22 protein-coding genes are annotated in these 19,950 nt (G+C 69.7%); 9 read left to right on the top strand and 13 right to left on the bottom strand.

Features of this window, described 5'->3' with window-relative positions:
* Position 1: 1 nt before the first annotated feature.
* Together JHC79_RS14880 and JHC79_RS14875 are read right to left on the bottom strand one after the other, a co-directional pair.
* Entirely contained in the window at positions 2–601 is a 600-nt protein-coding gene (locus tag JHC79_RS14880; protein ID WP_296392119.1) for a L,D-transpeptidase, read from the bottom strand.
* Positions 602–662: 61 nt separating this feature from the next.
* On the bottom strand, positions 663–1,046 hold the full coding sequence (locus tag JHC79_RS14875; RefSeq protein ID WP_296392117.1) for an MmcQ/YjbR family DNA-binding protein: 384 nt from the start codon (positions 1,044–1,046) through the stop codon (positions 663–665).
* A gap of 48 nt (positions 1,047–1,094) precedes the next feature.
* On the opposite strand from JHC79_RS14875, the gene ligA reads away from it, so the two are divergent.
* Positions 1,095–3,170 (top strand): NAD-dependent DNA ligase LigA, encoded by a 2,076-nt coding sequence (gene ligA / locus JHC79_RS14870; protein ID WP_296392116.1) that lies wholly within the window; start codon positions 1,095–1,097, stop codon positions 3,168–3,170.
* On the opposite strand, the gene JHC79_RS14865 is transcribed toward ligA, so the two are convergent.
* Positions 3,151–3,828 carry an amino acid-binding protein gene (locus tag JHC79_RS14865; RefSeq protein WP_296392113.1) on the bottom strand — a complete coding sequence of 226 codons (678 nt, stop codon included), beginning with the start codon at positions 3,826–3,828 and terminating at the stop codon, positions 3,151–3,153. The two genes, ligA and JHC79_RS14865, sit on opposite strands and share 20 nt — an antisense overlap.
* A 53-nt stretch (positions 3,829–3,881) precedes the next feature.
* On the bottom strand, positions 3,882–4,235 hold the full coding sequence (locus JHC79_RS14860; RefSeq protein WP_296392111.1) for a YbjQ family protein: 354 nt from the start codon (positions 4,233–4,235) through the stop codon (positions 3,882–3,884).
* Between the two features lie 86 nt (positions 4,236–4,321).
* On the opposite strand from JHC79_RS14860, the gene JHC79_RS14855 reads away from it, so the two are divergent.
* The 3 genes from JHC79_RS14855 to gatA all read left to right on the top strand — a co-directional run bounded on the left by JHC79_RS14855 (position 4,322) and on the right by gatA (position 6,775).
* Positions 4,322–4,891: an antibiotic biosynthesis monooxygenase gene (locus JHC79_RS14855; protein ID WP_296392109.1), complete on the top strand. Its 570-nt coding sequence runs from the start codon at positions 4,322–4,324 to the stop codon at positions 4,889–4,891.
* Between the two features lie 97 nt (positions 4,892–4,988).
* The gene (gene gatC / locus JHC79_RS14850) at positions 4,989–5,288 is read left to right on the top strand and encodes an Asp-tRNA(Asn)/Glu-tRNA(Gln) amidotransferase subunit GatC (protein WP_296392107.1); all 300 of its coding nucleotides are present in this window, start codon (positions 4,989–4,991) and stop codon (positions 5,286–5,288) included.
* Positions 5,285–6,775, top strand: coding sequence for an Asp-tRNA(Asn)/Glu-tRNA(Gln) amidotransferase subunit GatA (gatA, locus tag JHC79_RS14845; protein ID WP_296392105.1), 1,491 nt, complete (start codon positions 5,285–5,287; stop codon positions 6,773–6,775). The genes gatC and gatA overlap by 4 nt, the downstream gene beginning before the upstream one ends.
* Here gatA and JHC79_RS14840 read toward each other — a convergent pair.
* Together JHC79_RS14840 and JHC79_RS14835 are read right to left on the bottom strand one after the other, a co-directional pair.
* Positions 6,727–8,028: an alpha/beta-hydrolase family protein gene (locus tag JHC79_RS14840; RefSeq protein ID WP_296392103.1), complete on the bottom strand. Its 1,302-nt coding sequence runs from the start codon at positions 8,026–8,028 to the stop codon at positions 6,727–6,729. The two genes, gatA and JHC79_RS14840, sit on opposite strands and share 49 nt — an antisense overlap.
* On the bottom strand, positions 8,025–8,618 hold the full coding sequence (locus tag JHC79_RS14835; RefSeq protein ID WP_296392101.1) for a hypothetical protein: 594 nt from the start codon (positions 8,616–8,618) through the stop codon (positions 8,025–8,027). The genes JHC79_RS14840 and JHC79_RS14835 overlap by 4 nt, the downstream gene beginning before the upstream one ends.
* 166 nt (positions 8,619–8,784) lie before the next feature.
* On the opposite strand from JHC79_RS14835, the gene JHC79_RS14830 reads away from it, so the two are divergent.
* Together JHC79_RS14830 and JHC79_RS14825 are read left to right on the top strand one after the other, a co-directional pair.
* Positions 8,785–10,017 (top strand): histidine kinase, encoded by a 1,233-nt coding sequence (locus JHC79_RS14830; protein ID WP_296392099.1) that lies wholly within the window; start codon positions 8,785–8,787, stop codon positions 10,015–10,017.
* Positions 10,018–10,021: 4 nt separating this feature from the next.
* A complete protein-coding gene (locus JHC79_RS14825; RefSeq protein ID WP_296392098.1) occupies positions 10,022–10,672 on the top strand; it encodes a response regulator transcription factor in 651 nt (216 codons plus the stop codon).
* Positions 10,673–10,702: 30 nt separating this feature from the next.
* Here JHC79_RS14825 and JHC79_RS14820 read toward each other — a convergent pair whose 3' ends face one another.
* The 3 genes from JHC79_RS14820 to JHC79_RS14810 form a co-directional block, all read right to left on the bottom strand.
* A complete protein-coding gene (locus JHC79_RS14820; RefSeq protein ID WP_296392096.1) occupies positions 10,703–11,440 on the bottom strand; it encodes an SDR family oxidoreductase in 738 nt (245 codons plus the stop codon).
* A gap of 14 nt (positions 11,441–11,454) precedes the next feature.
* Positions 11,455–12,546, bottom strand: coding sequence for a diacylglycerol kinase (locus JHC79_RS14815; protein ID WP_296392094.1), 1,092 nt, complete (start codon positions 12,544–12,546; stop codon positions 11,455–11,457).
* Between the two features lie 139 nt (positions 12,547–12,685).
* Positions 12,686–13,531, bottom strand: a complete 846-nt coding sequence (locus JHC79_RS14810; RefSeq protein WP_296392092.1) for a hypothetical protein — start codon at positions 13,529–13,531, stop codon at positions 12,686–12,688.
* Between the two features lie 159 nt (positions 13,532–13,690).
* Here JHC79_RS14810 and JHC79_RS14805 point away from each other — a divergent pair, with 159 nt between their 5' ends.
* Positions 13,691–14,722: a 6-phosphofructokinase gene (locus JHC79_RS14805; protein WP_296392090.1), complete on the top strand. Its 1,032-nt coding sequence runs from the start codon at positions 13,691–13,693 to the stop codon at positions 14,720–14,722.
* Between the two features lie 13 nt (positions 14,723–14,735).
* Here the strand turns inward: JHC79_RS14805 and JHC79_RS14800 are convergent, their stop codons facing one another.
* On the bottom strand, positions 14,736–14,948 hold the full coding sequence (locus JHC79_RS14800; protein WP_296392089.1) for a PspC domain-containing protein: 213 nt from the start codon (positions 14,946–14,948) through the stop codon (positions 14,736–14,738).
* 145 nt (positions 14,949–15,093) lie between these two features.
* Here JHC79_RS14800 and gatB point away from each other — a divergent pair, with 145 nt between their 5' ends.
* Positions 15,094–16,596: an Asp-tRNA(Asn)/Glu-tRNA(Gln) amidotransferase subunit GatB gene (gene gatB, locus JHC79_RS14795; protein WP_296392087.1), complete on the top strand. Its 1,503-nt coding sequence runs from the start codon at positions 15,094–15,096 to the stop codon at positions 16,594–16,596.
* A gap of 6 nt (positions 16,597–16,602) precedes the next feature.
* Here gatB and JHC79_RS14790 read toward each other — a convergent pair whose 3' ends face one another.
* A complete protein-coding gene (locus JHC79_RS14790; protein WP_296392085.1) occupies positions 16,603–17,751 on the bottom strand; it encodes an MFS transporter in 1,149 nt (382 codons plus the stop codon).
* Between the two features lie 10 nt (positions 17,752–17,761).
* Positions 17,762–18,544 carry an alpha/beta hydrolase gene (locus JHC79_RS14785; protein ID WP_296392082.1) on the bottom strand — a complete coding sequence of 261 codons (783 nt, stop codon included), beginning with the start codon at positions 18,542–18,544 and terminating at the stop codon, positions 17,762–17,764.
* Positions 18,545–18,620: 76 nt separating this feature from the next.
* On the opposite strand from JHC79_RS14785, the gene JHC79_RS14780 reads away from it, so the two are divergent.
* The gene (locus JHC79_RS14780) at positions 18,621–18,971 is read left to right on the top strand and encodes a MerR family transcriptional regulator (protein ID WP_296392136.1); all 351 of its coding nucleotides are present in this window, start codon (positions 18,621–18,623) and stop codon (positions 18,969–18,971) included.
* A gap of 15 nt (positions 18,972–18,986) precedes the next feature.
* Here the strand turns inward: JHC79_RS14780 and JHC79_RS14775 are convergent.
* A partial coding sequence (locus JHC79_RS14775; RefSeq protein ID WP_296392080.1) for a PQQ-dependent sugar dehydrogenase occupies positions 18,987–19,950 on the bottom strand: 964 nt, incomplete at its 5' end.

The following is a 19,950-nucleotide window of genomic DNA, read 5'->3' as shown; positions in this document are numbered from 1 at the left end:
GTCAGGCTCGCACCGTCACGGTCGTCCCGACCGCCGCCCACCGGTACAACGCCGCCATCTCGGGGCCGGGCACGTGTATGCATCCGCGGGAGCCGCCGGTCCGATAGTCCTGCGAGCCGTAGGGGAACTTCTGCCACGGCGAGTCGTGGAACCCGTAGTCGTCGAAGAACGGCAGGAAGTAGTCGACGTGGACGCGGTAGTCGGGACCGACGAGGAATCGGTCGGTCTCGCGCGCGACGACCTTCCAGGTGCCTGTGGGGGTGCGGTCGGCGGCGTTGTCTATGCCGGTGGTGACCGGCGATGCGCTGACCGTCCTGGTGCCCTGACACATCCACATGCGCTGCTCGGAGATGCTGACCGTGACCAGCCGGGTGCCGGTGTTGCCCGCGCAGGCGACCGCATCCTCGACCGCGGTCCTGGCACTGCTGGTCGGGGCCTCACTGCCGGGTGCGGGGGCACTGGAGGTGACAGCCGCCGCGACGGCGGAACCCGGGGACGGATCGGAACCGGTGAACAGCCCGGTCACCAGGATGGCGGTGACGACCACGGCGACCGGGACGATGAGGATCGCCCACCAGTAGTCGCGAAGGGAAGTGGGCACGCCGTCCAGGATGGCACAACCCCGCCCGGGTCAGCGGTCGCCATGCGGGGCGTCGGTCAGCTCACAACCCGTCGAGCCGGCGTATGAGCTTCGGCGGTGCGACGAGCCGGAAACTCGCGTCGAGCAACTCGGCGACCTCATCCCAGTCGGGTGCTCTCGACAGATCGAGCCCGAGCCATCCGTACGCACCGACGTAGGCGGGTACGAAGAACCGTGCGTCATCGGACAACGCGTGCGCCTCGGTCGGATCTGGCTTGAACAGCAGCGAGGTGTCCATCATGTCGCCGCCCTTCACCGACCCGCCGTAGTAGGCGAAGATCTTGCCGCACCGGAACGTCGGCCGGCCGTGCGCGATGACCTCCGTCGCCTCCGGCAGCGCGAGGGCGATCCGACGTACGCGCGCCAGCGTCGGGTCGTCGTCGGAGAACATGATCGGGTGCGGCATGGTGTGCGAAATTCTAGCGGTGTCCGACGTCTGGACTAGCCTTGATCCGTGGATGAGAGCCCCGACGCCGAGCTGCGTGAGCAGTGGTCCGCCCTGGCCGAGGAGGTGCGTGAGCACCAGTTCCGGTACTACGTGAAGGATTCGCCGGTCATCACCGACGGCGAGTTCGACACGCTCCTCAAGCGGCTGCAGCAGCTCGAGGCCGATCACCCCGAACTGGCGACACCGGACTCGCCGACGGTGATGGTCGGGGGCGGGTTCGCGACCGAGTTCGCCGCGGTCGACCACCTCGAACGGATGTTGTCGCTGGACAACGTGTTCGACGCCGACGAGATGCGGACGTGGATCGACCGGGTCCAGGCCGACGCCGGTACCGGTCTCGACTATCTCTGCGAACTCAAGATCGACGGCGTCGCCCTCGCACTCGTCTACGAGAACGGCACGTTGGTCCGCGGCACCACCCGGGGTGACGGACGCACCGGCGAGGACGTGACACTCAACGCCAAGACCATCGACGACATCCCGCACCGTCTGACCCCGTCCGACGAGTACCCGATCCCGTCGCTGCTCGAGGTCCGTGGCGAGGTGTTCTTCCGCATCGAGGACTTCGAGGCGCTCAACGCGTCGCTGGTCGAGGCGGGCAAGGCCCCGTTCGCCAACCCGCGCAACTCGGCGGCCGGCTCGCTGCGGCAGAAGAACCCCCAGGTCACCGCCCGCCGTCGGCTCGGGATGATCTGCCACGGCATCGGCAAGCTGGAGGGATGGGCGCCGGAGTCGTTGCACGACGCCTACCTCGCCCTCGGCGCGTGGGGACTGCCGGTCTCGACGCACACGACGAAGCTGTCCGGCGCCGACGAGATCCTCGAGAAGATCAGCTACTGGGGTGAGCACCGGCACGACGTCGAGCACGAGATCGACGGCATCGTCGTCAAGGTCGACACCACCGCGTTGCAGCGGCGCCTCGGCTCGACCTCGCGGGCACCGCGATGGGCGATCGCCTACAAGTACCCGCCCCAGGAGGCGACGACGACGCTGCTCGACATCCGGGTCAACGTCGGCCGCACCGGGCGGGTGACCCCGTTCGCCTACATGAAGCCGGTGCTCGTCGCCGGCTCGACCGTGGGTATGGCCACGCTGCACAACGCGTCGGAGGTCAAGCGCAAGGGCGTGCTCATCGGCGACACCGTCACCATCCGCAAGGCCGGCGACGTCATCCCCGAGGTGCTCGGACCCGTCGTCGACCTGCGCGACGGCAGCGAGACCGAGTTCGAGATGCCGACGCACTGCCCCGAATGCGGAACCGAGCTGCGCCACGAGAAAGAAGGCGACGCCGACATCCGTTGCCCCAACAGCCGTTCGTGCCCCGCGCAGCTGCGTGAGCGTCTGTTCCACCTCGCCGGCCGCGGCGCGTTCGACATCGAGGCGCTGGGGTACGAGGCGGCGACGGCACTGTTGTCCTCCGGGGTGTTGGAGAACGAGGCCGACCTGTTCTCGTTGACCGAAGAGGATCTCGCGAAGGCGGATCTGTTCGTCACCAAGGACGGCGCGTTGTCGGCCAACGGCAAACGGCTCCTCACCAATCTGGGCAAGGCCAAGTCGGCGCCGTTGTGGCGGGTGCTCGTCGGGCTGTCGATCCGACACGTCGGTCCGTCCGCGGCCCGCGCACTGGCCACCGAGTTCGGCACCCTCGAGGCCATCGAGAACGCCGACGTCGAGCAGCTCGCGCAGGCGGAGGGGATGGGGAACACTTTGGCGCAGAGCGTGGTCGACTGGTTCGCTGTCGACTGGCATCGCGAGATCGTCGACAAGTGGCGTGACGCCGGTGTCCAGATGGCCGATGAACGCGACGAGTCGATCCCGCGCACGCTGGTGGGGCTGAGCATCGTCGTGACCGGTTCGCTGCAGGACTTCTCCCGTGATGGCGCCAAGGAGGCGATCCTGGTGCGCGGGGGCAAGGCGTCGGGGTCGGTGTCGAAGAAGACCGCGTTCGTGGTGGTCGGCGAATCACCGGGGACGAAGGCGGAGAAGGCCGAACAGCTCGGCGTGCCCATCCTCGACGAGGACGGCTTCAAGGCGCTCCTCGCCGACGGGCCACCGGACAGTGTCAGCGAACCTTCGGAATAGCGAGGATCGTGGTCACGATCCGGGACAGGTAACCCAACCGGGCGATCTCGGAGGGGCGGAAGTCCGGGCCCCCGGATCGGCCCAGCAGCAACGCCTTCGACGACGAGCCGACCGGCGCCGCGGCCAGGCGGGTGTCGGAGTCCTTCCAGGACTGCGGCACCCACGTCGCGTCGGGGTCGAGTTGTCCTGCCTCCGCGATCGGGAGCCAGTCCACCTCGGTCAGGCGTGTCTCGGGAGCGCTGGAACTGCCGAACAGCTGCAGCACCCCGCCACCGCCGAGGGTGACCACCGTGCTCCACGACACCCGCATCACGCGGGGAGCGGTGTCGACCAGGACCTGCAGTCGCTCGGAGGCCGGAGCGGACGCGATCCGGTCGACGAGTTCGAGCTCGCGATGGGTCTCGAGGACCCCGGTGTAGGGCCGGATCGAGTCGACCCGCACCCCGTCCACGTTCTCTGCGGCGGTGATCAGGGTGTCCGGCAACGACCCGCGCGGCACCTCGACGACGATGTCGTCGACCGCGTAGGTGTCACCGCGTTCGACGACGTCGAGGGAGAGGATGTCGGCACCGACCGATCCCAACGACACCGCGAGCAGACCGAGACTTCCCGGACGATCTTGCAGGTAGACCCGCAGCAGGTACGACACGCTGGTCATTGTCCCACCGGGTGGGGATCACCGCCGCCCCGGCGGCGGCGTCGCGGTGCCGCTCAGTTCGTCGGCACGACGCCGGGATTGGTCGGATCGAGTGGTTCGACACCCACGGCGGTGCCGTACGCACACACCTCGATGCCCGTCCCACCGAACTCCGTGGTCTCGAACCGGAACGCGACCACCGCGTTCGCGCCCTTCTGTTGGGCCTCGGTGGCCAACCGGTGCAACGCTTCCTGGCGACAGTCGTGCAACAGCTGGGTGACGCCCTTGAGTTCCCCGCCCGCCATCGCCTTGAACCCGGCGCCGATGTTGGAACCGATGTTGCGGGAACGGACGGTGAGACCGAACACCTCACCGAAGGTGTAGCCGATGCGGTAGCCCGGAACGTCGTTGCTTGTGACGATGATCATGGTCTGGAGAGCTTAGTGAGGCGATCGTGGGCCCGTGGTCGTTCGCTCGGTCGGGCGGATGCGGCGCGCGGTGCCACCATTGACCCATGGCCGAGCACACCGAATATCCCGCCGAACACGTCACGACGTCGGTCGCCCGTCGGATCGAGGCCGGCCGGGAACACGATTTCCTCGCGTGGACCGACGCCGGGATGGCCCTGGCCCGGACTTTTCCCGGATTCCTCGGCGGCGGGTGGTTGCGCTCGGCGCAGGATTCGTCGGACTACTACGTGGTCTATCGGTTCGACAACGAGGCGCAGATGGACGACTGGGTACGCTCACCGGTCCGCCGCGCCTGGCTCTCGCGCGGTGAGGGTGTCGCGGTCGAGTCCGCGGTGCACCGGTTGTCCGGCATCGAGGGATGGTTCGAGCCGCAGTCGACCCTGACCAACGCGGTCCGGGTCATCGGTGCACCGCCGGCGCGCTGGAAGCAGGCGATCACGATCTGGCTCGGGTTCTTCCCGCTCAGCCTGCTGATCAACGTCGCCGTGGTGGCCCACCTCGACGGCGTCCCGCTGGTGCTCAAGACGCTCATCGCGACCCTCATCAACACGCCGTTGATGGTGTACCTCGTCCTGCCGTGGATCACCGCGCGGCTCCGCCGTTGGCTGGGCTGAGCGGGCCACGGTCGTCGCCGTCGACACGACCACTAGGCTCGGTGCGTGGTCGCCGTGCCTGGTCTCCACCCGATTGCTCTGTAGAAGGGACGCATCGTTGTCTGCCATCTCCCGGGATGAAGTGGCCCATCTGGCGCGCCTGTCGCGCCTGGCGCTCTCCGATGACGAACTCGATCAGTATGCGGGCCAGCTGGATTCGATCCTGACCCACGTCGCGCAGATCTCGGAGGTACGCACCGACAGCGTGGACGCGACCGCCCATCCGGCCGGACTCGCCAACGTCCTGCGCCCCGACGTCATCGTCCCCGGACTGACCCCGACCGAGGCCCTGTCCGGCGCGCCGTCGGTCGAACAGTCCCGCTTCGCCGTCCCGCAGATCCTGGGCGAGGAGCAGTGACCGCGATCCGCGACGCCGGGCCCATCACCGGCCTGTCGGCGTCCGACCTCGCAGGCAAGATCCACTCCGGTGAGCTGTCGTCGGTCGAGGTGACCCGCGCCCACCTGGACCAGATCGAACGCACCGATGGTGATCTGGGCGCGTTCCTGCATGTCACGTCCACTCAGGCGATCGCCGCGGCGCAGGCCGTCGACGCCGCCATCGCCGCGGGGGAGAAGCCCGCATCGTCGCTCGCCGGCGTCCCGCTTGCCCTCAAGGACGTCTTCACGACCACCGATGCGCCCACCACCTGCGGGTCGAAGATGCTCGAGGGCTGGGTGCCGCCGTACGACGCGACCGTCACGCGCCGACTGCGTGAGGCCGGCATCCCGATCCTCGGCAAGACCAACATGGACGAGTTCGCGATGGGCAGCTCCACCGAGAACTCCGCCTACCAGCTCACCCGCAACCCGTGGGACACCGACCGGATCCCGGGCGGATCGGGCGGTGGCAGCGCCGCGGCGCTCGCGTCGTTCCAGGCGCCGCTGGCCATCGGCACCGACACCGGTGGTTCGGTGCGGCAGCCGGCCGCGGTCACCGCGACCGTCGGCGTCAAGCCCACCTACGGTGCCGTGTCGCGCTACGGACTCGTGGCCTGCGCCTCGTCGCTGGACCAGGGCGGCCCGTGTGCCCGCACCGTCCTCGACGCAGCCCTGCTGCACGAGGTCATCGCCGGGCACGACCCGCGCGACTCCACCTCGCTGGACTCGCCGGTTCCCGACGTGGTCGGTGCTGCGCGCCGCGGCGCCGAGCAGGATCTCGCCGGTGTGCGCGTCGGTATCGTCACCGAACTGCAGGGCGACGGGTACCAGCCCGGAGTGCTCGCGTCGTTCACCGCCGCCGTCGAGGTGCTGCGCGAGCGTGGCGCGGAGATCGTCGAGGTCTCGTGCCCGCACTTCGAGTACGCGCTCGGTGCCTACTACCTGATCCTGCCGTCGGAGGTGTCGTCGAACCTCGCGCGGTTCGACGCCATGCGGTACGGACTGCGGGTCGGCGACGACGGAACCCACTCGGCCGACGAGGTGATGGCCATGACGCGTGCTCAGGGCTTCGGCCCGGAGGTCAAGCGCCGCATCATGATCGGTACCTACGCGCTGTCGTCGGGCTACTACGAGAAGTACTACGGTCAGGCCCTCAAGGTCCGGACGCTGATCGCCCAGGACTTCACCACCGCCTTCGAGTCGGTGGACGTGCTGGTGTCGCCGACCACGCCGACCACGGCCTTCGAGATCGGTGAGAAGGCCGACGACCCGCTGGCGATGTACCTGTTCGACCTGTGCACCCTGCCGGTGAACCTCGCAGGCAACTGCGCGATGTCGGTGCCGTCGGGGCTCTCGGCCGACGACGGACTGCCGGTCGGACTGCAGATCATGGCACCCGCCCAGGCTGACGACCGTCTCTACCGCGTCGGCGCCGCATACGAGGCGGCGCGCGGACCACTGGTCTGACCGACGGCGGGCTGACCCGGACACAGCGGGGCCGACGTGCCCTGCTCGGTGCCGTACTGGTGGCCGTGCCCGGCCGGGAACGACAGGGCGCCCACCAGATCCGCGCTGGCCTGCACGAAACCGGCGACGGGGAACCAGGCCGGGCGCGGTAGGTCGGCCGGTGCGGTCGATCGCGTCGGCGGTCGCCAGAGCAGCCGGGGTGACCATCGGACGACCGGGTCGCTGGCGTTGGCGAGCACGACGCGTCGGGGTGCCTGCGCGGCAACGGTTCCCGCCGGTGCTCCGGCGAGGACGGTGGCGCACACCGGCACACTCCCGGCGCGGGTGGCAGCCCACGTCCGTGCCGCGTCGGCCCCGATCGCGCCGAGGCTCTGCCCGTAGAGGTAGATCTGCGGTCGCGCAGCCGCCGGCAACCGTCCCACGGCCCGGGTCAGAGCCGCGGTCACGGCGATCGCGCCCGCCCGAGCGGTGTCGGTCCCGGAGACGAACGCCCGCCAACTGGGGATGTCGCTGTACTGCAACGCGATCACCGACACATCACCACCAAGTCGATGCTCGAACCCGAGTACTGCATCGGGGTCGACCCATCCCGAACCGGTGGGGACGGCCACGACCACGGCCGCGCGCCGGGCGCCGCCCGCCGACGACCACCGATCGACCAGCTCCGCCGCGCGGTGATCGACCGGCCGGCCGTCGGACGACGAGTACAGGCGGAGCGACGTCGCGGCGGCATCGGTGGTCGTGAACGCCGCCGCCCTGCTCATCGTCGCGGCGCCCTCGACCGCACCCTGCGGTCCGGCTGTCGCGGGGGCCAGACCCGCGACCGTGGCCACGCCCGTGACGACGGCGACCGCCGTGAGCCCGGGCGCCCGGATCATGGCCGCGTACAGCGCGACCGGTACGAACGACACCGCGACCCAGGCGGGTCCCGGCCCGGGTTCGCCCAGACCGGCGCGCAGGGTGTCCTGCCACCATGCGTTGGCGAGCACCAGACCGGTGAACACCGCGGTGGTCAGGCCGACGACCCGGGCACGGCGGCCGCGATCGGCCGCGCGATCGCCGGCCCGGTCGGGCATCAGTCGCCCGACGATGCCCCCGATCCCCGCACCCAGCAGCAGACACCCGGTCAGCAGGGCGACGTGCACCGACATCTCTCGGGGCAGCGAACCCGGGGCCAGCGCGATCGCCGCCCCGACGAGCGCGCCGATCACCCCTGCGGGGTGGGGGAGTCGAGACGATCGAGTGGGGGTCATCGCGCCGTCGCCTCTGCGGCGCGGACGGCCAGCGACAGCGCGATGTCCCCGACACCCTCGTGCGTGATCGGGGTACCCGCGCGTTGCCGCCACGTGTTCGCCCGCAGTCCGACATCGGCCAGGTCGGCGCCGATCTCGCAGATCGGGTCGGTGCAGCTGTCGTGCATCGCCTCGACGAGGGCGTGGTCGAGACGCTGTCGCGCCCACGGCCCGAGTGGGCGTCCGGAGCGTGCGGCCAGGCGCAGCAGGTCGTACCCGAGATCGTGGATCTTGCAGAGCGGTTCGAAACGGTCGGGGAGCGGGACCGGCGTCGAGCACCCACCCCGCGGGTTCGCCGGCGCCCCGTCGATGATCACCGGGTCGTAGCCCAGGACGGCGCGGGGCGGCGCCCCCAGATCGGCGAGGGCGGCCATCGGCTCGGGACCGGTCAACGACATGACCGCGGACCCGGCCGGGGTGGCGAGGTCGGCGGGAACCGGGTCGGCGTCCGCGCCGGGCATCGCCCGGGCCTGGACCGCCACGATTCCGAGGGCCAAGAACAGGCCGAAGGTCAACAGTGTCAATGCGATTCGTCGGGATGCGAGGATCATGAACCGACGCTAGGAAGCCGAGGCCCAACACCGCATCGGCGATTGGTGCTGTTCGCAGCGGTTCCGCAGAGCCAGTTCGGCGTCGCCGGGCTGCCACCGACGGACGACCGGGTCTCCCTCTCAGGTATGAGGACAACCGGGGTCCGGGGGCTCTACCGTTGTCGGTGTGAGGATCTGGCGCGGGACATGGCAGACGATCGGCTCGCAGGTGCGGCAGCTGCCGCTGGCGGCCGACCCGACCGTGCTCGCGTTCATCGGCCGCCGGGTGAACATCGCGTTCACCGTCGTCGCGATCATCATGTTCTCGATCGCCTGGCCGACCCTGCCGCTGACGCACTCGGTCATCGGGGTCCTGCTGCCGGTCCTCGCGGCCCTCGCGGCGTTCCCGATCATGTTGGCGTGGGCCAATCCGCTGCTGGGATGGGGGATCTCGCTCATCTCGGCGCTGGTCATCGGAGCACTGTTCGGTCGGGTCCACGAGTGGATGTGGACGGTCCAGGTCGTCCACATCATCGAGATGCTGGTACTCGCGGCGATGGTCAGCCTGCGGGGACCGATCCGGTGGATCCCGCTGTACTGGATGTGTACCTGTGCGGTGTTCGCGGTGGCCGCACCGTCAGGCGCGGTCCTCGGGTGGGTCGTCGGTCTCACGATGCTGTTCGTGACCTGTTGGCTGCTGCGGGTGCTGCTGCGCTCCCGGCGCGAGCTGGCACACGAGACCGAACTCAAGGACGTGGCGGCATCGCGGACCGCGGTGCTCGCCGAACGCACTCGGATCGCCCGTGACCTGCACGACGTTGTCGCGCACCGGATGTCGGTGGTCGTCGTGGCCGCTCAGACCGCGAAGTTCCGCGTCGAGGGCGTGACCCCGGCCGCCGACGCCGAGTTCCAGTCGATCGCGGTGATGGCGCGTGAGGCCCTCGACGAGGTCCGGCAGATGCTCGGGGTGCTGCGGGTCGACGGTGAGGTGAGCACGCAGGCGCCCAACCCCGGGGTGTCCGACATCGCCGACATCGTCGAGGCGACGCGCGGAGCAGGCATCGTCGTCGATCACCGGCTCATCGGCGCCGGGCCCGAGACGGTCAACGAGGTCGTGGGTCTCACCGCGTACCGCATCGTGCAGGAGTGCCTGGCGAATGCCACGCGGCACGCCCCCGGCGCACGGATCGACGTCGAGGTCGCCATCGACGAGTCGTCGGTCCGGGTGACGGTGGTCAATCTGCTGGTGGAGGGCCCCGGTGAGACGGAATCGTCGGGTGGACACGGTATCCCGGGCATGTGCGAGCGCGCGGCGGCCATCGGTGGCGTCCTGGTGGCCGGCCCGGACGGCGTGGGGGCGTTCCGGGTGTCGGCGATGCTGCCCATGCGACTGCCGGTCTCCGACGCGGCGATGGGCTGAGACGGTGTCGATCACGGTGTTCATCGCCGACGATCAGGCAATGGTCCGGCAGGGCTTCGGGGCGTTGCTGGCCGCGCAGTCCGACATCTCGGTGATCGGTGACGCCGCCGACGGTGCGGCCGCGGTCGCCGGCATCCGCCGTCTGCGCCCCGAGGTGGTGCTCATGGACGTCCGCATGCCGAAGATGGACGGCCTCACCGCGGCCCGTGCGGTGCTCGCCGACACCGCGACCGCCCCGAAGGTGTTGATGCTCACCACGTTCGACATCGACGACTACGTCTACGAGGCGCTGCGGATCGGCGCGTCGGGTTTCATGCTCAAGGACGCACCCGCCGACGAGTTGGTGCGCGCCGTCCGGGTCGTCGCGGCCGGGGATGCCCTGCTGGCGCCATCGGTGACGCGTCGTCTGATCGCGGAGGTCACCGGCCGCCGCCGACCGCAGCCGGGAGCCGCGGTCGTGCTCTCGCACCTGACCGCTCGGGAACGGGAGGTCCTCGAGCAGGTCGCCGAGGGCAAGTCGAACGCGGAGATCGCCACGGCGCTGTTCGTCGCCGAACAGACGGTCAAGACGCACGTCAGCAACGTCCTGGCCAAGCTGGGGCTGCGTGACCGCGCGCAGGCGGTCGTGTTCGCCTACGAGAACGGCGTGCGCTGAACCGATTCGGCTCGGCTCCGGTGCTCGACGTCAGATGGTGGGGTCGACCCCGGCGGTCAGGCCTCCGTCGACGATGAACTCCGAGCCCGTCGAGTAGGACGACTCGTCGCTGATCAGGAACACGATCATCGCGGCGACCTCCTCGGCCTCCGCGGATCGGCGCAGCGGGATCTTCACCATCCCGTCGGGGATGGTCTCGGTCATCGGCGTGCGGATGAGCCCGGGGTGCACCGAGTTGACCCGCACCTTGTGCGGTGCGAGTTCCAACGCCGCAGACTTGGTGATGCCGCGGACCGCCCACTTCGAGGCCACATAGCCATGCGCCCACGGACTGCCCTGCAGCCCCTCCACCGACGACACGTTGATGATCGACCCACCGCCTGCGGCGATGATCGGATCCGCGGCGGCCTGCATCCCCAGGAAGGTGCCGGTGAGGTTGACGTCGAGGATCTGCTGCCACTTGTCGAGGCGGAACTTCTGCAGCGTCGAGCCGTTGACGATCCCGGCGTTGTTGATCAGTCCGGTCAGTGACCCGAAGGTCTCCGTTGCCGCCGACACCGCCGCGGCCCACTGATCGGGCTGCGTGACGTCGAGATGCACGTAGCGGGCGGCGTCGCCGATGTCGGCGGCCAGTGCCGTCCCGTCGTCGTCGAGGATGTCGCCGAGCACGACCGAGGCGCCCTCGGCGACCAGCGCGCGGGCGTGCGCGGCACCCATGCCGCGGGCCCCTCCGCTGATCAGGACCACTTTTCCGTCTACACGTCCCATGTCTGTCTCGTTCCTCACTTGTTCACATCGGCCGGCGCGCGGTAGACACCGCGGCTGGTGACCAGGGGCAGGTCGAGCGTGGTCCGCAGACCGGGTGCGGCTGCGATGACCGCGGGTATCGCGTTGACGATCCGGCCGGCGGCCGCCACGATCGCCGCGTGGTTGTGGTCGCCGTGCACGCTGGTGGGGCAGATGTCGACGACGTACGACGGCTCGCCGGTGATCTCCACCCGGTACGAACCGCCCGGCTGCGCCGACTGCGCCCAGTCCGGTCGGAGGTCATCGCGCAGTCGGGTCACGTGTTCGACGACGATGGCAGCGTGTCCGCCGACCATCCCGCTGATCCGGAACCGCACCGCGGCGGTGGTGCCCGCGGCGATGTGCCCGGCCGAGACGTCGAAGTCCTCGGGTGCGGGCTCTCTCTCGTTCTCGTCGACGATGTCGTCGACGGTGATGCCGAGCCCGTCGGCGAGCATCCGGATGGCTGACCCCCACGCCAGGCTGAGCACGCCCGGCTGCAGGAACAGTGGGGGGTCGTCGACCGGGCTGCCGAAGCCCATCACGTCGAAGATGACCTCGGCGCCGTCGTATGTGGCGTAGTCGGCGATCTCCATGCACGTGATCTGGGTGACGTTCTGGCAGGTGCTCGCCAGCGCCAGGGGGATGAGGTCGGTCGCGAAGCCGGGGTCGACACCGGTGATGTACATGCTGGCGTCGCCTGCCCGGCCCGCGGTCTCGATCCGCTCGATCAGCTTGTCGGGCATGATCTCCCACGGATACTGCATGGTGACCGGCGCCGATCCGACCAGATCCACTCCGGCCTCGAGAACGGCGAGACAGTCCTTGGTGGCCTCGCCCATGCGGGTGTCGCCCATGGCGCAGTAGACGACGCACTCGGGTTCGGCGGCCAACACCGCGTCGATCCCGGTGACCGCCGATATCCCGGTGGTCACCCCCAGTCCGGCGAGGTCCCCGGCGTCTCGTCCGACCTTGCCCGGGCTGTGCACGCCGACCGCGACGAGCTCGAAGCGCGGGTCGTCGATCAGCTGCCGCAGGGCCAATCGCCCGACATTGCCGGTCCCGACGTGGGCGACCCGGATGGGCATGGCTTCTCCTCGCGACGACCGGACGGCTGAACTCTAGACCAGACACTAGTCCAGACAGTTGATCGGTCAAGAGGGAACGTCAGAACGACGGGCGGAGGAAAGGTGATTCGGGAAGCGGACGCCGTGCGACGCGCAGCGGTCAGTGGCCGGACTCGGTGCGTACCCGCGAGGTGGGGATGCGGATCGAGGTCCGGCGCACCATCGCCCACACGGTGGGCCAACCGTCGGCGAACACAGGCCGCGAACGGCGGCGCAGATGCACCGCGATCAGGGCGATCAGGGTGGCGACCCCCGCGCGGCCCGATGCCGAGCCGAGGAACTCCGCGGCGTGCACCACCGGCTGCCAGAGCCAGCGGATGACCGAGGTGAACACCTGGGTACGGGTCTCGCTGCGGGGCACGCCGTCGGCCTGTCGCTCCGAGTTGGCGTTGACCCCGGCCGCGGCGATGTCGGCTGCGGCCCAACAACTGTCGACCGGGCAGCTGGCGTGCATGCGGCGCACCAACTGCGAGTCGAGCGCGCGCCGGGCCCACTGTCCCAGTGGTTGATCGGTGGTCGCGCTGTAGCGCAACAGGTCATAGCCCAGGTCGTGGGTCTTACAGGGTGCGTCGAAGGATGCGGGCAGTGTGATCGGGGACGAGCACCCGCCGTCGGGGTTGGCGGGCACCCCGAGGTCGACGACGGGTCGGTATCCCATCGTGGTGACGAAGCCGGACGGGATCAGGGCCAGGGCGCGCACCGGGTCGGGTCCGGTGAGGGCGGCGATGGCCGCACCGGCCGGGGTGTCGTCGCCGAGGTGGACCGCCGCGTCGATCTGGGTGGGGGTGCTGCTCCCGGACGCTCCCGACGCCGAGCGGACCGACATCGTCGCGGCCGAGGACGTGGTGAGCACCGAGGTGACGATGAGGCCGGCGGCCACGATGATGGCCAACACGAGAAGACGGCCGATCGCGATGCGTGCTGCATCGATCCGTCCTGTTCCCATCCCGACAACAATACCGGTGGCATCGAAACCCGGCTCGGCGTGACGCTCACATGCGGGGCCCGACCGGTCGCTGCGCGCCACGGCGCCACGTTCCATACATTGATAGGCGCACTGCGCTCGAGCGACGAGTCATCAGACGCTGCGAAGGGAACCGACCACGTGGGCAAGTTCGGCATTCTGACCTCCGGCGGCGACTGCCCCGGCCTGAACGCCGTCATCCGCGGTGCCGTGCTCAAGGGCGAGACGGTCTACGGACAGGAGTTCGTCGGGTTCCTCGACGGCTGGCGCGGTCTCGTCGAGGGTGACGTGATGCCCCTCGATCGCAGCTCGGTGCGCGGTCTGGCCCGCGAGGGCGGGACCATCCTCGGCACCAGCCGGATCGGACCGTACAGCGAGCCCCGCGGGGGTGCCGAGAACATCAAGAAGGTCCTCGACGAGCTGGGCATCGACGGCGTGATCGCGATCGGCGGCGAGGGGACGGCCTCGGCGTCCAAGCGGCTCTTCGAGGACGGCATCAACATCGTCGGCGTGCCGAAGACGATCGACAACGACCTCGACGCCACCGACTACACGTTCGGTTTCGACACCGCCGTCGAGATCGCCACCGAGGCCATCGACCGCCTCCGGACCACCGGCAACTCCCACAAGCGCTGCATGGTGCTCGAGGTGATGGGTCGCCACGCCGGATGGATCGCGCTGTACTCGGGCATCGCCGGCGGCGCCCACGCGATCCTGATCCCCGAACAGCCGGAGAGCCTCAACCAGATCTGTGCGTGGGTGACCAGCGTCAAGAACCGCGGACGGTCGCCGATGGTGGTCGTGGCCGAGGGCTTCACGCTCCCGGACATGGACCAGGCGCACTCCACCAAGGGCGTCGACGGGTTCAACCGCCCGCGCCTGGGCGGGATCGCCGAGGTGCTGGCCCCGCTGATCGAGGAACGCACCGGCATCGAGACGCGGTCGACGGTGCTCGGGCACATCCAGCGAGGCGGATCGCCGACCGGGTTCGACCGTGTCCTCGCGACCCGACTCGGGATGGCCGTCACCGACCTCGTCGCCGACAAGCACTGGGGCCACATGGTGGCGCTGCGCGGAACGGCCATCGTGCGGGTCGACTTCGGTGAGGCCCTGGCCAACCACAAGACCGTGCCGCAGGACCAGTATCAGGAGATCCGCGTCATCTTCGGGTGAGTGGGTGGCGGCCTCAGTCGCGCGGGATGACGATCCACAGCGCGAGGTAGACGAGGAACTGCGGTCCCGGCAGCACGATCGACACCACGAACAGCAGGCGGACCAGCCCGGCGCTGAGGCCGAAGCGTTCCGCGATCCCGCCGCACACGCCGCCGAACCACGACTGGGTGCGTGATCGTCGTAGTCGGGGAGTGCGGTCGGACGGGACGGGTGGGTGATAGGACATGAACGCTCCTGTGATCGGGGGTGGACCACCGACGGTAGGGATCTCGTCGGCGCGCGGCATCGGTGATCGCCCTGATCTCGACCCTGGACCTCGCGGCAGGAGTGCCGAGCCGACCGACGATCCGCCCCGGCATAAACTGGTGTGCATGACTGCTCCGACCGCCGACCTGATCGACTACGACGACGTCATCGCCGAGTTCAACCCGGTCCTGGGCCTCGAGGTGCACGTCGAGTTGGGGACCGCGACCAAGATGTTCTGCGGCTGCCCGACGGAGTTCGGCGCCGAGCCCAACACCCAGGTGTGCCCGGTCTGCATCGGTCTGCCCGGATCGTTGCCGGTCGTCAACGCCGCGGCCGTCGAGTCGGCGATCCGGATCGGCCTGGCCCTGAACTGCACGGTCCGTCCGTCGAGCCAGTTCGCGCGCAAGAACTACTTCTACCCCGATCAGCCGAAGAACTACCAGATCTCCCAGTACGACGAGCCGATCGTCTACGACGGTCACCTCGACGTCGTGCTCGCCGACGGCACGCCGTGGCGGATCGAGATCGAGCGGGCGCACATGGAGGAGGACACCGGCAAGTCGTTGCACATCGGCGGGGCCGGACGCATCCACGGCGCGAGCCACTCGCTGCTCGACTACAACCGCGCCGGCGTCCCCCTGGTCGAGATCGTGACCCGGCCGATCGAGGGGACCGGGGCACGCGCCCCCGAGGTCGCCCGGGCCTACGTCACCGCGCTGCGCGATCTGCTCAAGGCGCTCGACGTCTCCGACGTCCGCATGGACCAGGGGTCGCTGCGCTGCGATGCCAACGTGTCGCTGATGGCCAAGGACGCGACCGAGTTCGGCACGCGCACCGAGACGAAGAACGTGAACTCGCTGCGCAGCGTGGAGGTCGCGGTCCGCCACGAGATGCGCAGGCAGGCCGCGATCCTGCGCGCCGGTGGCGAGATCATCCAGGAGACCAGGCACTTCCAGGAGTCCGACGGCACGACGCTGGCGGGTCGCCGCAAGGAGACCGCCGAGGACTACCGCTACTTCCCCGAGCCCGATCTCGCTCCCGTGCAGCCGGATCCGGCGTGGATCGAGCAACTGGCCACGACGATGCCGGAGATGCCGTGGCTGCGTCGCGCGCGGATCCAGCAGGAGTGGGGCGTCTCCGACGAGGTGATGCGCGATCTGATGAACGTCGGCGCCGTCGACCTGATCATCGCGACCGTGGACGCCGGTGCGCCGGCCGAGGCTTCTCGCAGCTGGTGGGTCAGTTTCCTCGCGCAGCAGGCGAACACCCGCGAGGTCGAACTGGCCGACCTGCCGATCACGCCGGCTCAGGTGGCGTCGGTCATCGCCATGGTCGAGGCGGGCACGCTCACCAACAAGTTGGCCCAGCAGGTCATCGTCGCGGTACTCGACGGCGAGGGTGAACCGGACGCGATCGTCGCCGACCGCGGTCTCGAGGTCGTCCGCGACGACTCCGCACTGCAGTCCGCCGTCGACGAAGCCCTGGCCGCCAACCCCGACATCGCCGAGAAGATCCGCTCGGGCAAGGTCGCCGCGGCGGGCAAGATCGTCGGCGACGTCATGAAGGCCACTCGCGGACAGGCCGATCCGGCGCGGGTCAAGGAACTGGTCCTCGCGTCCTGCAGCTGAGCGGCGTCACCTCGTCTGCGCGTTCGTGGCGCGAAACAGCGGGATCGCGAGGATCCCGGCCACGATCACGCCGCCGAGACCGCACGCGGCGAGCCACCCCGAACCGACCTCGTCGATGACCGCGCCACCCGACCACGATCCGGCCATGATCCCGATCTGGAAGGCGAGCACGTACATCGCCGACGCGACAACGGGGTGAGCGTCGTCGGTCCGGAGCACCGCTGTCTGCAGCGTGGGTGCGGCGCAGGCGAAGGCCGCACCCCACACCACGACGGCGGCCACGAAGATCACCGCGCCCGAGCATGACGCGATCGCGCCGAACGCGATGACGAGACCGCCCGTCACCAAGGCCAGCGCTGTGCGGATCCGGGTGTCGAGCAGGCGACCGATGAGGGCTACGGCCACCAATCCCGCTGCACCGTAGCCGATCTGGAGGCCGGCGAGCCCGGAGGATCTGATCGAGACGTCGTCGGCCAGTACGGACAGGAACGTGTAGGGAATGTAGCTCGCGGTGACGATCGCGACCGTCGTCGCACAGATGGACACGATCGGTCGTGACAACGCGGTCGCGCGTATTCCGGGCGGTTGTCGCGCCTCTGCGGGCATCGACGGGAGGGACAGAGCCGCCACGGCGGCCAGCGCGAGCGCCAGCGCACCGACCGACGCCGCGGCGATGCGCCATCCCGTCCACCCGGCCAGCGCGGTCATCGCCGGGGCTCCTGCGACGAGGGCCAGTGATCCCCCGACGAACACCCGTGCGGTCGCCCGCCCCGGTTCCTGTGGGCGCAGCGACGCGGCCACCGCAGGTACCACCGACCAGAGCACACCGTGCGGAACCGCACCCACGGCCCGAGCCGCCAACGCCCACTGCAGGTCCGGTGCACCGGCCAGAGCGACCTGCGACAGCGCCAGCAGCAGTAGCGACCCGACCACCACACGACGCCGGTCCCATCGACGCGCGATCGACACCGCCGGCAGGATCGCGAGACCGGCGATGGCCGCGTACACGGAGAGAAGTGATCCCGCCCGGGATTCCGTGGTGTCCAGATCGCGGGCCAGTTCGGGGAGCACGCCGATGGGGAACATCTCGGCGGTCAGGTAGACGAACAGCGCCCCGGCGAGCGCCGGCGTCGCGAGCGCCCGGCGGTCCCTCACGGTCGATCTCTCACAGTCGGTGGGTGCGCAGGTGCGCGGCGACGTCCGCGATCCACGTCACGGATTCCGCCGGCGTGAAGATGTGGCCGGCGTCGGGGTACTCGACCGTCGTCGCACCCGGTATCTGTCGAGCGAGCCCACGAGTGGAGTCGGGAAGGACGATCCGGTCCTGCCCGGCGACCACCACGAGGGTGGGTGCCGACACCGCCGCCAACGAGGCGGCGATGTCGACCGAGGCCGCGAGACGCGCCTGATCGGTGCCTCCGTCGGGATAGTCGGCCAGCGTTGCGTCGATGGCGCCGGTCGCGTCGTCGAGTTCGCCGAGCACCGCGGGGGAGGCGAGGCTGACGAGGTATCCGGCGAGGGCTCGACGGTCCACGGCGGCCAGCGTGGACCAGGTGTCGACCACCAACCGGATCTGCGGGTCGGCGGTGGCGAACCCGACGGTCAGGATCAGTCCGGTCACCCGGTCGGGGTGGCGGAGTGCCGCTGTGAGCGCCACCGCGGATCCCAGTGACAGACCCAGCACCGGGAATCGGTCGAACCCGGCATCGACCGCGGTGGCGACGAGGGTGTCGGCGAGGACGTCGAGGTCGAGAGCGGAGGCATCGGACGGAGTGCCGCCCGAGCCGGGGTAGTCGGCGCCGATCAGAGTGCGCTCCGTCGACAGTGCGTCGATGAGACCGGTGAAGTTGGCGGCCACGGATCCGCCCGCGCCGTGGGCGAGTACGAGCGGTGGGCCCGATCCGGCGATGATGACGTGGGGGTCGCGGACACGCTGTGTGGTCGGCATAATTGCTGACGCTAAACGTTGACCTCGGTGTCAAGGTCAAGCGTCGAGTGGTTCAGATCACGATTCGGAGGTGACGATGCGCATCGGTGAGCTGGCTCGAGAGTGCGGGGTGTCGGCGCGGTCGATCCGCCACTATGACGCGCACGGTCTGCTCAGCGCGCAACGCCTGAGCAACGGTTATCGCGACTTTCCCACGTCGGCGATCGAATCGGTGACCCAGATCCGGATGCTCATCGCGGCCGGTTTCACCGTCGAGACCATCGCCGAGGTACTGCCGTGTATGAACGGCACGCAGGTCGACATGTGTCCCGAGGTTGCTGGGCTGATCCGGAAGACGTTGAGCGACATCGACACCGAGATGAACGAACTCGAACGCAAGCGTCGACTCGTGGACGAGCTGCTCGCCGGTCAGCGCGTCGCGCGCTGACATCGCCGGCAGAGCTCAGAGCCGACTCTGCGAGGCGGTCGGCGGCATGAACCGCACGACGCGATCGTCGGTGGGGCCCGGTCGGCCCGCCTGCTTGTTGATCGTGCCGACCTGGAAGACGCCGGACGCCGAGGCGGCCATCCGGCCGAAGGCGCCGTAGCGCTTCTCCAGGACGACGACCGGTGGCTCGACGGTCGGCCGCTCGCGGGTCGGCGCACTGAGCATCTCGACGCGTTGCGTTCGCGCGGTCGAGACCACGACGGTGCCGTTCGCCGCGGCACATCCGGAGATGCCGGGTCGGTCGGGCCATGTCCACAGCGCCCGCAGCGTGCCGGTGGTGTCGATGATCTGCAGGCGGTCCTCGGTGGGCGCGCGGTCGGTGAGGTAGAGGCTGCCGTCGGCCGCGTCGGAACAGATGACCGCGTTGGCCCCGAGTCCCGAGGCCAGCACCCGGGGCGGCGCGGTGCTGCCGCTGTTCAGTGCGGTCACCGAGAGCAGCTTGCCCGCGAGCGACGACGGGTTCGCCGCCGCGGCGGGGTCGCCGGCGTCACCGGTGGCCACGATGAGCTCGGTGGGCGACTTGAAGTGGATGGACCCCACGTTTCCGCTCGCGCCCTTGGGTATCCCGGTGAGGATCGGCTTCGGGGTGTCACCGGGCGCGATGCGCACCACCCGGTTGTCCGACGCGGTGGAGATGTAGGCGTAGATGAGCTGGTCCTGCTCGAAGGTCGGTGACGGGGCGAAGTCCATCAGGCCGCCGTCGCCGTCGGCGTCGACCGGGACGGTGTCGACCACGCGCCGGGGGCCGTTGCGGCGGGTGGAGATGATCTGGCCGGTGGTCCGTTCGGCGACCACTGTCGACTCGCCCTTGGCATCGCCGGCCATCACCGCGCTGGTTGCGCCCAGGCAGGTCGCGATGACAGCGGGGTCGGGATCGACACAGGGGCCGGTCGGCGGCGGCTGATCGGGACCGTTGGAC

Source organism: Williamsia sp. (assembly GCF_016462415.1).
Taxonomy (GTDB): Bacteria; Actinomycetota; Actinomycetes; order Mycobacteriales; family Mycobacteriaceae; genus Williamsia_A.
Note: the sequence above shows the minus strand (reverse complement) of the source record. Positions and strands in the feature narration are given on the sequence as shown.